The organism is Salmonella sp. JXY0409-18 (assembly GCF_020268625.1).
Taxonomy (GTDB): Bacteria; Pseudomonadota; Gammaproteobacteria; order Enterobacterales; family Enterobacteriaceae; genus Salmonella; species Salmonella enterica.
This window is the reverse complement of record NZ_CP084216.1, coordinates 3,946,168-3,959,590: the sequence shown is the minus strand read 5'-3', so window position 1 is coordinate 3,959,590 and position 13,423 is coordinate 3,946,168. Positions and strand designations below refer to the sequence as shown.

10 protein-coding genes, 1 tRNA gene and 1 pseudogene are annotated in these 13,423 nt (G+C 46.4%); 7 read left to right on the top strand and 5 right to left on the bottom strand.

Annotated elements, in window-relative coordinates:
* The first annotated feature begins 219 nt into the window (after positions 1 to 219).
* The 7 genes and pseudogenes from LDB27_RS19265 (at position 220) to LDB27_RS19230 (ending at position 7,982) form a co-directional block, all read left to right on the top strand.
* Positions 220 to 304: transfer RNA gene (locus LDB27_RS19265), tRNA-Leu, on the top strand.
* A 477-nt stretch (positions 305 to 781) separates the two neighbouring features.
* Positions 782 to 1,006, top strand: coding sequence for a CopG family ribbon-helix-helix protein (locus LDB27_RS19255; protein ID WP_031233173.1), 225 nt, complete (start codon positions 782 to 784; stop codon positions 1,004 to 1,006).
* Positions 1,007 to 1,114: 108 nt separating this feature from the next.
* Positions 1,115 to 1,354 carry a type II toxin-antitoxin system CcdA family antitoxin gene (locus tag LDB27_RS19250; RefSeq protein WP_000016243.1) on the top strand — a complete coding sequence of 80 codons (240 nt, stop codon included), beginning with the start codon at positions 1,115 to 1,117 and terminating at the stop codon, positions 1,352 to 1,354.
* Between the two features lie 2 nt (positions 1,355 to 1,356).
* Positions 1,357 to 1,665 carry a CcdB family protein gene (locus LDB27_RS19245; protein WP_001199743.1) on the top strand — a complete coding sequence of 103 codons (309 nt, stop codon included), beginning with the start codon at positions 1,357 to 1,359 and terminating at the stop codon, positions 1,663 to 1,665.
* A 421-nt stretch (positions 1,666 to 2,086) separates the two neighbouring features.
* Positions 2,087 to 2,388: pseudogene (locus LDB27_RS19240) on the top strand (Arm DNA-binding domain-containing protein); the annotation flags it as partial.
* A 361-nt stretch (positions 2,389 to 2,749) separates the two neighbouring features.
* Entirely contained in the window at positions 2,750 to 6,265 is a 3,516-nt protein-coding gene (locus LDB27_RS19235) for an AAA domain-containing protein (protein WP_000342548.1), read from the top strand.
* 292 nt (positions 6,266 to 6,557) lie between these two features.
* A complete protein-coding gene (locus LDB27_RS19230) occupies positions 6,558 to 7,982 on the top strand; it encodes a DNA cytosine methyltransferase (protein WP_001288392.1) in 1,425 nt (474 codons plus the stop codon).
* A gap of 42 nt (positions 7,983 to 8,024) precedes the next feature.
* On the opposite strand, the gene LDB27_RS19225 is transcribed toward LDB27_RS19230, so the two are convergent.
* The 5 genes from LDB27_RS19225 to LDB27_RS19205 form a co-directional block, all read right to left on the bottom strand.
* Entirely contained in the window at positions 8,025 to 9,233 is a 1,209-nt protein-coding gene (locus tag LDB27_RS19225; RefSeq protein ID WP_000015682.1) for a type II restriction endonuclease, read from the bottom strand.
* Positions 9,234 to 9,356: 123 nt separating this feature from the next.
* Positions 9,357 to 9,683, bottom strand: coding sequence for a DeoR family transcriptional regulator (locus tag LDB27_RS19220; protein WP_223173016.1), 327 nt, complete (start codon positions 9,681 to 9,683; stop codon positions 9,357 to 9,359).
* A gap of 410 nt (positions 9,684 to 10,093) precedes the next feature.
* A complete protein-coding gene (locus LDB27_RS19215; RefSeq protein WP_001529887.1) occupies positions 10,094 to 10,810 on the bottom strand; it encodes a YebC/PmpR family DNA-binding transcriptional regulator in 717 nt (238 codons plus the stop codon).
* A gap of 559 nt (positions 10,811 to 11,369) precedes the next feature.
* Positions 11,370 to 13,001 carry a class I SAM-dependent methyltransferase gene (locus LDB27_RS19210; RefSeq protein ID WP_000979779.1) on the bottom strand — a complete coding sequence of 544 codons (1,632 nt, stop codon included), beginning with the start codon at positions 12,999 to 13,001 and terminating at the stop codon, positions 11,370 to 11,372.
* 4 nt (positions 13,002 to 13,005) lie between these two features.
* Positions 13,006 to 13,263 (bottom strand): YjhX family toxin, encoded by a 258-nt coding sequence (locus tag LDB27_RS19205; RefSeq protein ID WP_001054380.1) that lies wholly within the window; start codon positions 13,261 to 13,263, stop codon positions 13,006 to 13,008.
* Between the last annotated feature and the right edge of the window lie 160 nt (positions 13,264 to 13,423).

The window sequence follows — 13,423 nt, the reverse complement described above, 5'->3', positions numbered from 1 at the left end:
GTTTCCCTTAATGTGGTGTTGAACTGAAAAGTGTAGAGCATGGAGGCAAGGGACGCCCGGCGTTAATCTGCTGGAGAAGGCGGGAAGTAGCCTGATTATTCTATTTAATACTCAACGCTGCTGAAATTTTCAGCACTTAGCGATACAGGTGTATGCTCGTGCTTGCATGGCGGCGTATGACAGGTATAATCCACAACGTTTTCCGCATACCTCTTCAGTGCCGAAGTGGCGAAATCGGTAGACGCAGTTGATTCAAAATCAACCGTAGAAATACGTGCCGGTTCGAGTCCGGCCTTCGGCACCAAAAGCATGTAAATGGACCTCAATTGAGGTCTTTTTTTATGCCTGAAATCCGCGCCACACAAAGCTTTCCGCGATTTTTCCTTCAACTGAAGTCAATCTAACTCAACCCACATCAACAAGCTTGTGAGTATACTAATGAGTATATTTTCCGATTCTATATTGCTTGTATACTCACGAGATACCAATCGAAGGAGGTCCATCATGACCTAACGGATACTAAAGTTCGTTCTGCGAAACCTGAGGATAAAGAGTATTCACTTGTTGACGGTGACGGCATGTTCCTTACTTGTAAAACCTAAATAGCTGCGCCAAATAGTAGATCACTTTGAGGGAACTCAGCCCGGATTGTGCGATCTGATCAATCGCCAAAAATCACGAATCACCAACCGGACTGAGCGATGCCGATCATAGCACCAATTCCCCGTGACGAACGACGCCTGATGTAGAAAGCTATCCATAATCTTCCGCTAAACAGACCATCAGCGCTCAGATTCCAGTTGAGTTGGCTCTTGCCGTTGAGAATCTGGCTGTAGAGCTGGATCGTTCAAAGAGCTGGGTCATAAAGGAAGCATTACTCTCCATGCTGGCTGAAAGAGAGCGACGTCACCAGAGCATCCAGGCCGGTCTTGCCGATGTGGATGCTGGTCGTGTGGTGAGTCATTCGGATATGGTAGATTTTGCCAACCGTTTAAAGGAAACCTGACAGGCAAAGATGTTGCTATCCGAGATAGTCGCCTCTCATTGCCATTTGCTTAAATACTCCCCATACTAGATACATGTGTTTATTACACGTGTAATTTCAGGAGGCTCTATGTCGGGTATGAGTGTACGACATAAAAAAACAGTCAGTGTCACGCTGGAACCTGCATTGCTTCAGCAAGCCCGTGATGCAGGTATTAATCTGTCTGCGGTGCTTACCGCCGCGCTGAAAGAGGAAATCAGTGCCACAGGCGTTGAACGCTGGAAAGCAGAAAATAGAGCGGGTTTGCAGGAGCTCAATCGTATTGCTGATGAGCACGGCCTTTTATCGGACGATTACAGGACGTTTTAATCATGCAATACATGGTTTATCGCAATAAAGGAAACAGCAAGGCTTATCCTTATTTACTTGATGTGCAAAGCGATATTATTGATGAACTGCATACTCGCATGGTTATCCCATTGTTTCCTGTGAGCAGGTTGGTAAATAACCCAGTTAAGCGCCTCACGCCCACTCTGAATGTGGAAGGTAATGACTATCTGGTGATGACTCACGAAATGGCGAGTATCAGGCTTTCGCAGATTGGTGATGAGGTGATGGACGTTCGTTCCCACAGGCAAACCATCAAAAATGCTCTCGATTTTATCTTTGACGGGTTCTGAATGGCTTGCAGGTCAAATGGAGAGTTGTTCACCGTTCTGGAGGGGACTTGACGCGCTTGAACCTGTGGAAGAAGATGAGGCGTGATTTTAAGTTAGCTGCGTTTTCAGAGAATCGCGCGTGAGTATATATATCGGTTATCTTGTTTTATAATCTTATTTACTACAATAGGTTACGTCGAGAATCGCGGTGCGGCCTTCGCACCAAGTGATGCAATAATTAGCTGCCTAAGGGTGGCTTTTTTGTGTCCATTTCTGTCCAGATTCGTCTATATCTGTCTGTAATTCAAAGATAATTTATTTTTCGCTAATAACCATATTTATTTTATGGTCTTTACGTGTTGGTCATTTTTCATCCATTGACATCCACGCGATCTGGGGGCAAAAAGGGGCAAATCCGGTTCGATAGAGGAGTGACCCCCAAATGGTGCTTACAGATCTCGCAATCCGGCATGCCAGCCGCCTGGCAAGGCATACAGGCTCTTTGACTGCCACGGTCTTTACATTCAGGTGAACCCCAGCGGATCCAAGCTGTGGTATCTGAAATTTCGCTTTGGAAACAAAAAGAACCGTATGGCATTAGGCCCTTATCCGCTCATTTCTCTTGTACTGGCAAGGGAGAAGCAAGCGGATTTAAGTCTGGAACGTGTCAACGCTATTCAGGACGGGTCAGGCATTAATCCGGCGGAAAAACGCAGAGAGGACAAGCGGGGTGGAGAGCCCCTTTATACGTTCGAGTCCGTGGCGCGAGAATGGGGCGCCAGTAACATAATCTGGTCGGCGGAACATTCAACAGCGTTATTTTCTGAGCTTACAGGTTCCAATATTGCACTGAACGCTATCCAGTCGGGCTCACGGGCTTCTGGAACGTGCTACGTAACCGGTAATCCTCTTCTGGTTCAGTTATAACGCTTTTATGTGACATGCAGCATGATATGGTCGTTTTCTGAACTCCGTATAACCTGAGTATTTTTATCGAAGCGTGAACAAAACATTGCAGCCAGCCTTTCAACGTGGACAATAGTTATCCATACGGTGATTTTATATTCGATAAATCAATGGGTTTCATTGAAACATAGGACTGGTAATGGATGACAATGCTTTAGGGTTTGCCTCATACTGGCGCAATTCGCTGGCAGATGCTGAGTCAGGAAAGGGCAGTTTTGAACGCAAAGATGCCAAAAATTTCACTCACTGGCATGGGATAGCGGCGGGACGTCTTGACGAAACGATCGTCGGTAAATTTTTTGAGGGAGAAAAAGACGACGTCGAAACAGTCGATGTCATCTTGCGGCCAAAGGTTTATTTCCGGTTACTGCAGCGTGGAAAGGACCATTCCGCTGGTGCGCCTGATATTGTTACCCCGATAGTGACGCCAGCCCTGTTGAGCCGTGAAGGTTTTTTATATCCGACGCCAGCGACCTCCATTCCCAGAGACCTGCTTGAACCTTTGCCAAAAGGGGCATTTTCAATTGGTGAGATTGGGCAGTATGATAAATATAAAACGACACATACCTCATTCTCTATCAACTTTGATGACAGCGTTGATAAGACCGCCGAAACAGATGAAGAACGAGAAGCACGATATGCAGCCTGGCAGCAGGATTGGCGTCAATATCTGGATGATTCAGAGAGGCTACTGAAGAATGTTGTCGGCGACTGGATTAAAAATCCCGAGCAATATGAACTCGCTGAGCACGGTTATATTGTTAAAACGGCGCAATCTGGCGGCGCCAGTTTCCATATCCTTTCGCTTTATGATCACCTGCTTATTTGCAAAAAGGATGTGCCGCTCTTCAATCGCTTCGCCTCGCGAGAGGTTCATGCTGCAGAGTCATTACTTCCTCCGGAAGCAAAATTCAGCGACAGACTTGGACACTCCGGGGATAAGTTTCCGCTGGCAAAGGCTCAGCGCGATGCCTTAAGCCATTTTCTGGATGCGAGGCATGGCGATATCCTTGCCGTTAATGGTCCACCAGGAACCGGGAAAACCACGCTGGTGCTTTCTATCATCGCCACGCAGTGGGCCCGAGCGGCTCTCGAAAAAGCGGAGCCTCCGGTTATTATCGCGACTTCAACGAATAACCAGGCTGTAACGAACATTATCGAGGCGTTCGGGAAAGATTTTTCCCAGGGCACTGGTGTAATGGCCGGACGATGGTTGCCAGAGCTGAAAAGCTTCGGCGCTTATTTTCCCTCAAGCACTCGTAAAGCCGAGGCCGCCAAAAAATATCAAACTGAAGATTTCTTCAACCAGGTTGAGTCAAAAGAGTATGTAGAGGATGCACTGCTGTTTTATCTGGAGAAAGCTAAGGCAGCCTTTCCTGAAAAAGAGTGTTCATCCCCTGAAAAGGTTATTGAACTCCTGCATGGTCAGTTGGCAGCAAAATCCGAACAACTGGTAAGGCTGAACACAACATGGCAAACGTTAAGCCAGGTTCGGGCAGCGCGTGAGCTTATTGCTAACGACATTAAGCAATATCTCGATAATTTAAATAAATTACTTGTCGGGCAAGAACAAAATGTCACTCTACTAAAAAGTGCTAAAGCGGAATGGAAAAAATATCGGGCCAGTGAATCACTGATCTATCCATTATTTTCATGGCTACCAGCGGTTCGCAGTAAGCGGCAGTACCAAATACAACTGTTTCTCGAAGATAAATTAGGTGCGCTGATTGCGGGAAATCAGTGGTCTGATCCTGAAACCATCGAACGTAATATCGATAGGTTACTTAATTCCGCCGAGCGCGAGCAAACAACCTACCGGCAGCAGATTGACTCCGCGCATGAAATCGTTCTTAAAGAACAGCAGGCGGCTCAGGAATGGCAGAGGCTGGCACTTGATTTAGGGTATGAGGGGGGCGAGGAACTGAGCTTCTCACAGGCAGATGAGCTGGCTGATACGCAGATTCGCTTCCCTGCATTCTTACTGGCGACCCACTACTGGGAAGGTCGTTGGTTGATGGATATGGCCAGCATTGATGATCTGCAGAAAGAAAAGGGCAAGAAAGGTGCTAAAGGAGTAGCCGCTCGCTGGCAACGCCGAATGAAACTTACCCCATGCGTGGTCATGACCTGTTATATGCTGCCCGGCAATATGCAGATAAGTGAACACAAAGGACAACGTAAATTCGAGAAAAGTTATTTATATGATTTTGCCGATTTACTCATTGTCGATGAAGCCGGGCAGGTGCTTCCTGAAGTGGCTGCTGCTTCGTTTGCTCTGGCTAAAAAGGCATTAGTGATTGGTGATACGGAACAGATCCCGCCAATATGGAGTATTACTCCTGCTATTGATATAGGTAACATGCTGGCGGAAAAAATTCTGTCAGGCAGTACGCAAGAAGAGATTACTGAGAAATATACGGCAATCGCAGAGCTTGGTAAAAGCGCCGCATCTGGCAGCGTCATGAAAATAGCGCAGTGTGCTTCACGCTATCAATATGATCCCGAACTGGCACGTGGCATGTACTTATATGAACACCGCCGGTGCTTCGATAATATTATTGGATACTGCAATACGCTTTGCTATCACGGTAAGTTGTTGCCTAAAAGAGGATGTGAAGAGAGCAATTTAATGCCCGCAATGGGTTATCTCCATATTGATGGTAAAGGAGAGCTGGCAAGTAGCGGAAGCCGATATAATTTGCTGGAGGCTGAAACGATAGCGGCCTGGCTGACAGATAACCAGCAAAGTATTGAAGCGTATTATGGTAAATCGCTTCATGAAGTTGTCGGTATCGTGACGCCTTTTAGTGCGCAGGTATCGACCATCAAACAGGCGCTGGATAAACAAGGCATCAGCGCAGGCGCGAATGAAAAGTCGCTTACAGTAGGCACCGTGCATTCTCTTCAGGGCGCTGAAAGAGCGATTGTTATATTCTCGCCAGTCTATTCAAAGCATGAAGACGGCGCGTTTATTGATAGCGATAACAGCATGCTGAACGTTGCTGTCTCCCGAGCTAAGGACAGTTTCCTTGTCTTCGGCGATATGGACCTGTTTGAGATCCAGCCAGCCTCATCTCCGCGGGGATTACTGGCAAAATATCTCTTTGAGTCAGAGAAAAATGCACTCTTTTTTGACTATAAAGAGCGTGAGGATTTAAAAACTTCCGAGACCAAAATCTACACACTCCATGGTGTGGAGCAGCATGATAATTTCCTGAATCAGACGTTTGAAAATACCGGTAAACACATCACGATAGTCTCTCCATGGCTGACCTGGCAAAAGCTGGAGCAAACCGGTTTTCTTGATTCCATGATTGCGGCGTGTTCACGTGGTATTAACGTCACGGTAGTCACTGACAGAAGCTACAACACTGAACATAATGATTTTGAGAAGCGAAAAGAGAAGCAGCAGAACCTCAAAGCGGCGCTGGAGAAACTGAACGCCCTTGGTATTGCGACAAAACTGGTCAATCGTGTTCATAGCAAAATTGTTATTGGTGATGATGGTTTGCTGTGCGTGGGATCGTTCAACTGGTTTAGCGCGACACGTGAAGCGCGATATGAACGATACGATACATCGATGGTTTATTGCGGTGATAACCTGAAGGGCGAGATTGAGGCAATTTACAATAGCCTTGAGAGGCGTCAGGTTTAGGGTGGGAATCTTGATTAGCCATCTTATCGACTGTTTTCCAGCGTAAGATGGCTGTATTACCTGGTGTGATACAAAAACTATATGATTTAGCAAACAATTATGTATGTCTGATACTGTAAGATTCACTGCGCAGTTTGTATGTACGCCCCAGAACAATTGGCAACACTATTGGCTAGCTCTCATAATTAGTACGCTCTGTTGAACGCATATACTGATCAAATATCCAGAACAAATCATTTCATCTGGGTCAAATGAGTGATATATTTTCACCCATAAACCCCGAGGAGGCATTATGTCTGAATTCGATTTATTTGCGCAGGAACTGCTAGAAAAAGCAGAAGCAGAAGAAAAACAACAACAAGAGCGCGACAGGAAGCTGATTGATCGGGTGCTTGAAATTTACGACCAGAAGTATGTCGCAGAACTACTAAGAAAAATAGGTAAAAATGAGTGGAGCCGCGAAACACTTAACCGTTGGGTAAATGGCAAGTGTGAGCCAAAATCGCTCACCATGGCTGAAGAAGCGCTGTTACGGAAAATGTTGCCGGAGCAACCCGCTCATCATCCTGACTATGATTTCCGCTTTATTGACCTGTTTGCCGGTATTGGTGGTATCCGTAAAGGATTCGAGGCCATCGGCGGGCAATGCGTTTTTACCAGTGAATGGAATAAAGAAGCGGTACGTACCTACAAAGCAAACTGGTACAACGATGAAGATGCGCACACATTCAATCTGGATATCCGCGAAGTCACGCTAAGCGGAGAAGAAGGCATCTCAGAAGAGAAAGCCTACGCTCATATCGATCAACATATCCCGGATCATGACGTCCTGCTGGCCGGTTTTCCCTGCCAGCCATTCAGTCTGGCTGGGGTAAGTAAGAAAAACTCGCTCGGACGCGCACATGGATTCGAATGTGAAGCGCAGGGCACTCTGTTTTTCGATGTCGCCCGCATAATCAAGGCAAAGCAACCAGCCATTTTTGTGCTGGAAAACGTGAAAAACCTTAAGAGCCATGACAAAGGCAAAACGTTTAAAGTCATTATGGATACCCTTGATGAATTAGGCTATGAAGTCGCTGATGCCAATATCACAGGGAAAGATGATCCTAAAATTATTGATGGTAAAAATTTCCTGCCACAACATCGTGAGCGTATTGTTCTGGTCGGATTCCGCCGTGACCTTAATATCCATCAGGGATTCACATTAAAGAATATTGATAAATTCTACCCTGAGAAAAGACCAACATTTGGTCAGCTTCTGGACTCTGTGGTTGACAGTAAATATATACTGAGCCCTAAGTTATGGGAATATCTCTATAACTATGCTAAAAAGCATGCTGCCAAAGGTAATGGATTCGGTTTTGGTCTGGTTGATCCGAATAATGAAAATAGCGTCGCGAGAACATTATCCGCTCGTTACCATAAAGATGGCTCTGAAATTCTCATCGACAGAGGATGGGATAAAGAACTCGGCGAAATCGATTTCTCTAATCCAGAGAATCAGGAACAAAGGCCAAGAAGACTGACGCCCCATGAATGCGCAAGATTAATGGGATTTGAACAACCCGGAGGCAAGCCATTCCGAATCCCCGTTTCCGATACTCAGGCCTATCGCCAGTTTGGGAACTCAGTGGTCGTTCCCGTTTTTGAAGCCGTGGCAAAACTGCTTCAGCCTTATATTATGAAAGCCGCTGCTAGTAAGGTGACCAAAAAATAATATAAACAGATCCCCCCGGAATTTATCCGGGGGGAAACAGAATCAAATTATTTCATCGGCATACAATGATTTAGTTTCATCAATAAATGTTTCTAACGAAATAAGATATTCCCGGATAGCTTTTGGGTACTTATCATGAAGGCTACTGGGCACAACTAACCTGACCCTTTCCTGCTGCATCTCTTGAAATTGAGCAACAGAAACACCTTCCTGAAGGGTAAAGAGATAAATATCCTGAATCCTGTCTGCCTCATTTAATATCTGCCGCCAGCGATCTTTACAGGTCGTTTTTACCGCTAACATACGCAGTTTCTGCTCTGGAAAAGCTTCATCGTGATAAGCTTGCGCAGAGGGGAATAAAAAATCTGGTTTCTTATTTCCTTCCGTAACGGCCTGAGTCTCAAAAGTTTTCAGTCCATACTCATTAAAAAGCTGTTCAAGATGCAGCTCCAGTGATTTTCCGGCTCGTGATTTTCGTCTGTTGCTCACGGAATTCGCCAGTGCAATAAATTCATTTACGGAACCAAACCCAGACTGAACTATACCCAGCACATGCATTTCCTCCACCAGCAGAAAAATTTCGTATTCAACACGACGACGTTCAATGAGTTGCTTATCCGGGCCTACGACATTGGGGGAATAGTGAGCTGCTGCATACTGGATAATCTCTTTACCCGAAGGGAAATTTGTTCTCCACTCTTCCGGAAGACAATACCCACTGGAAACCGGTTCTTTTAAAGCCAGACCGCCCAGAATCTCATTTGCGGGACCATAGACTAACGATCCGGGAACAATTTCTCCGAGCGATGACTCAACAATATCTTCTTCTTCAGCGTCATGACACACCCAGATATCAACGCATTGACTATCTGCTCCCTGACGATGATCAAACGCCAATAAGGCCAGTGCCCCCGTGTTTTCAGATATTTGCAGAGGATTCTTTCCTCCTCCCCATCGGGTGATACGCTTTTCATTTCGGGTCTTACCAAAAAAACGTCCATTGTAATAAACGGCTCTGGCCTCACTGTCCGGGCAACTGTGCGAGGAGGTATGTGCATTCAGCGTCACGGACGGGTTAAGATCCCTTGTATGATTAATTGAAGGGAAAAGATGCTCAACAATGCCAGAAGGTATGTAAATGCCAACCTGATGCCCGCCCGTCGCACCGGTATCGTTGGCTGACAGGCGCTTGATGAACATATAGGTGTCACTGGTTGACTTATCTAAAAGCCATGAATGTAGCCCCGACATCATCACTTCCTCGCTGTAAAAATATCTCTGATTTATAGAGGGTTATCCTGCCACAGCTCTGCTTTTGTGAATACTCACGATGTCGTTTTATATGATGTCGTTCTTTTCCTTGTTCTCCCGTATTTAGTTCAGATCCCAAGATACTTTAAAAACCGTTTTCAGGTCGTTTTCTGAAATCTCAGTTAAGAGATTTTCACGTGCCAGGGTGCGCAGGTCATTACGCGCAGTGTTATCCGATACGCCAAGCGCTTCCGCTACGCCTGCCGTGGAATATTTCTTGCCAGGTTCCGCCAGAGTGATGTTCAGGAGTGTGACTTGCCGTCCACTCAGCCGCGATAAGCGCCCAGATTTATACAAAAAAAGATCAATTCGGGCAGCGCGGGCAACCAGATTGTCTACATGCTGTAAAAGCCTTGTCGTAGCTCGATGGATAATACTTGTAGTGGTCAAGTAATCGGCCACGGTTCTCGCACTATAGTCTGTAGCGCGCTGGTGGAGTCACACCTGTAGTCAAGCGACGCATAGAGCGCCAGATGAACCATTACGAGCGCAAGCAGAATTTATAAGGGCGGTGCCTTAAAGAGCACAGGGAGATTGTAAGCAACCCGATATTGCTGGCTTTTGCTTAGCTTGCTGACGGGATTCGTCGGATGAAACATGAAAATTACCTCATGTTTTATATGAGGATTCGACACTATATCAAAACCGGTAACTCTCAACCTTTCAAGGCTATGTGTCAGATCAGGTCGTGACAAGACACATAAATTTAAAAATCTATATATCTGACCAGATAGACTTTTTTATAACAGCTTTATAAATTAAACAAATCTGCCATAGAGACAGATTTGTTTAATTTATAATTAGAGGTTTGCAACGTTATGATATACTTTTTGCACATCATCATCATCTTCAAGGGCATCAATAAGTCCTTCAAAGATTTCTAAATCTTCTGGTGAAAGTTCAACTTCTGATTGAGCAATCATTTCTAATTCTGTTGTTGAAAATTCAGTAATTCCAGCTGCTTTTAGCGCTGCAATTCCTTTGTGCAGGTCTGTCGCTTCAGTATAAATAACGATGTTTCCTTCTTCTTCGGTTACATCACGAACATCAACTTCAGCATCAAGCAAAATTTCAAAAATATGGTCAGGGTCTGTTCCTTTAAATACAATCACTCCAGTATTGTCAAACATATAGCTGACAGCACCTGCCGCTCCGATATTCCCGCCTTTTTTATTAAAAATTGTGCGGATATTAGCAATCGTACGGTTAACATTAGACGTCAACGTTTCAGCGATAACCATTGAACCATTTGGTCCAAAGCCTTCATAACGCCCTTGCACGAACGTTTCATCTCCGCCACCTTTGGCTTTATCAATAGCTTTATCAATAACATGTTTTGGAACCTGTGCTTGTTTCGCACGTTCAATAACGAATTTTAAAGCTGAGTTTGATTCCGGGTCTGGTTCACCTTGTTTAGCCGCAGCATAGATTTCTACACCAAATTTTGCATATACTTTAGACGTTGCACCGTCTTTAGCTGTTTTTTTAGCAACAATATTTGCCCATTTACGTCCCACTGGAAACATCTCCTCAAAAAATTATTTACATTAATGGCAGGTTAATAACCTGCATGTTTTTCTACCGCATTATATCATAATATATAAATTCTCGTCTATGAGAAATAAAAACATCCGGCTTTTACGGGGGATTACTTTGATTTTAACAATAGCTAATATGGTGGATAAGTCATTTTCTAATTTTCTTCTGGTTCTTTTTTTATTCTTAATAATTGAATTGCAGCAATAACGTCTTATTGATGGTGGTTTCGCTCATCAGGTGAGGTGGAACGCTTGCACGTCTTGCGACATATTGTGGCAGAAACTTAATGGCGAAATTAAGAGCCTATCCCATTAGGGCTATTTTACTTGCCATTTTGGACCTGGGCAGTGCTCAAAATCCTCACGTACTACGTGTACGCTCCGGTTTTTGCGCGCTGTCCGTGTCCAAACTGGCTGCGCCAATAACGCCTACTGGGATAGTCTCTAAGACGATATATTCCCGCCTTGAGCCGCGTTAATTTGTTGAATACTTTTAAATGGAGGTATACCTCTTGTAGGCTATACCTCCTGCTTCACGTTATCGCGCGATTAACGCAAATACGCCCCAGCCAAAGTATTCTCGCGTCCAGGTGACGTGACGTTTGGGGGCTACCGTCAGTTCTGTTCGAACCTCTTGCGCAAACTCATCGTCAGGGTTTTCCTCCAGCCAGCGGCGCATGGTCATCCACTTCGCGGCTTCATATCTGTCCCAGCCTTGCGGGTCCGCCAGCACCATTTCCACTACGTCATAGCCGAGTTGGTCGAAAAAGGCGACCAGCTCGGGCAGGGGGCGAAAATCGGCGACAGATGAGACGCCACAGGCGTGGGCGATCTCTTCCGTTGCGGGGATCCGACGCCAGTACGGTTCACCGATGAGAATGATCCCGCCTGGTTTGAGGCTTTTGGCCAGCAGATCTATTGTCCCCGCGACACCGCCCGCAATCCAGGTAGCGCCTACGCAGGCCGCCACGTCATATTTTTCCTCGTCGATATAACCGGCCGCGTCGTTATGAATAAAATGTACGTATTCACTGACGCCGAGCTCTTCTGCACGTTGTTTTGCCTGTGTGGTGAAGAGCGGGCTTATATCAATGCCAGTACCTGTAACACCGTAATCGCGAGCCCAGGTGCAGAGCATCTCACCCGAGCCGCTACCGAGATCGAGAATCCGCGTGCCTGGCTTCATGCGTAACGCATGGCCCAGTGTGGCGTACTTTTCCGCTGTAAACGGATTATGGATACGGTGTTCGCTTTCGCTAATGGTAAAAATACGTGGGATATCCATTGGGTTATTCCTTTTACGGAGGGCAATACCCTCAGAAGTGGATGCTTTTTCAGCCAGCAGCGCAAACAGCTTGCCTGCAAAAGTCTCGCCGACCGGCCAGGTGTGACTGTCCGGGCGCTGCAACACAGTGAAGCCAGCATCACCAAGCAGGCTGATATATTCATCATCGCGCCAGGCCTTCATTTGACTGCCGAAACGGGTGGTACAGCCGTTTTCCGCTATCGCCCAGAACAGCGTTGAGCTGGTTTGGGCCTCTTCATCCCAGGCATTTTCCGTTAACAGCAGATGAGGCACGGCAAGAAACAGGCCGTGCGGACAACGCTGCCAGCCTGGCTGCGCGATGCCCTGGCGTTTAACTTCATCGAAGGTATGCACTTCAACAAGCAGTTTGCCGCCCGGTTTCAACCACTGCGCGCAATGACTGATGAGGCTTTGCGCATCCGCAGCGCTAAAGACATTCAGTTCCCCAAACGTCATCATAATGAAATCAAAAGGTTCCGTGGGGTGGTATGTACGAATATCTTGCTGAATGTAGTCAATATTCAGGTTTGCGGCTTGCGCCTGCTGGCGAGCCCATGTGATGGATGCCGGAGAGAAATCTACGCCTGTGCAGTGAAACCCACGCTCCGCTAACAGGCGGGTATAAAAACCGGGTCCACAGCCGAGATCCAGAATGCGGGCGCCAGCGGGTAACAGACGGGTAATCCATGTTACCTGTTGCTCAATCACGGTTAGCCGACGGCTGGCCCAGTCGTGGTCCTGCGACAGATGATTTTCCAGCATGCGTTGGCTGAAGGCTGGCTCGTCCCAGGGGATTTTGCCTTCATCGGGTAATAGCCGAATGCGATGCGTTGCAAAAATAACGGCGCTGATATCCATCATCATCTCCTTAGCGATTGTCAGGCTGGGCGCGAACGTTGTTCAGCCCGGTTGTATTAATGCGGTAGGGCTGACCATTAACGGATTTGATCAGCTTTTTGGTTTTGAGTTTTTTGAATACAGCGAGCGTGCAATCGGCGAGCAACAGCCCTTCGCGGCTATAGCACTCAACGGCGGTGACGCGGCCTGACGCATCGCGGATGTGCGTAATGCGTCCGCCTTTGGCGAGAACGTGTAAGGTGCGTTGTTCCTGACGGGATAAATTCATACTGAAGAACCTGTTTAATCATCATAGGCAAAACGTGCAAACACACTGCGGTGTCCGCATTCGATTTCGGCGCATTGATAATCAGTCCGGCCTGAAAAGGTCGGGGAACTGATTATCGGATGATGACATTCTCCAGCATCAAAGCCTCGGGTTGAGTTGA

Excerpts from the sequence above, each read along its gene's own strand:
- LDB27_RS19210 (WP_000979779.1), bottom strand. The coding sequence starts at position 13,001 with ATGATGATGGATATCAGCGCCGTTATTTTTGCAACGCATCGCATTCGG.
- LDB27_RS19235 (WP_000342548.1), top strand. The coding sequence starts at position 2,750 with ATGGATGACAATGCTTTAGGGTTTGCCTCATACTGGCGCAATTCGCTG.
- LDB27_RS19230 (WP_001288392.1), top strand. The coding sequence starts at position 6,558 with ATGTCTGAATTCGATTTATTTGCGCAGGAACTGCTAGAAAAAGCAGAA.
- LDB27_RS19250 (WP_000016243.1), top strand. The coding sequence starts at position 1,115 with ATGTCGGGTATGAGTGTACGACATAAAAAAACAGTCAGTGTCACGCTG.
- LDB27_RS19205 (WP_001054380.1), bottom strand. The coding sequence starts at position 13,263 with ATGAATTTATCCCGTCAGGAACAACGCACCTTACACGTTCTCGCCAAA.
- LDB27_RS19225 (WP_000015682.1), bottom strand. The coding sequence starts at position 9,233 with ATGTCGGGGCTACATTCATGGCTTTTAGATAAGTCAACCAGTGACACC.
- LDB27_RS19245 (WP_001199743.1), top strand. The coding sequence starts at position 1,357 with ATGCAATACATGGTTTATCGCAATAAAGGAAACAGCAAGGCTTATCCT.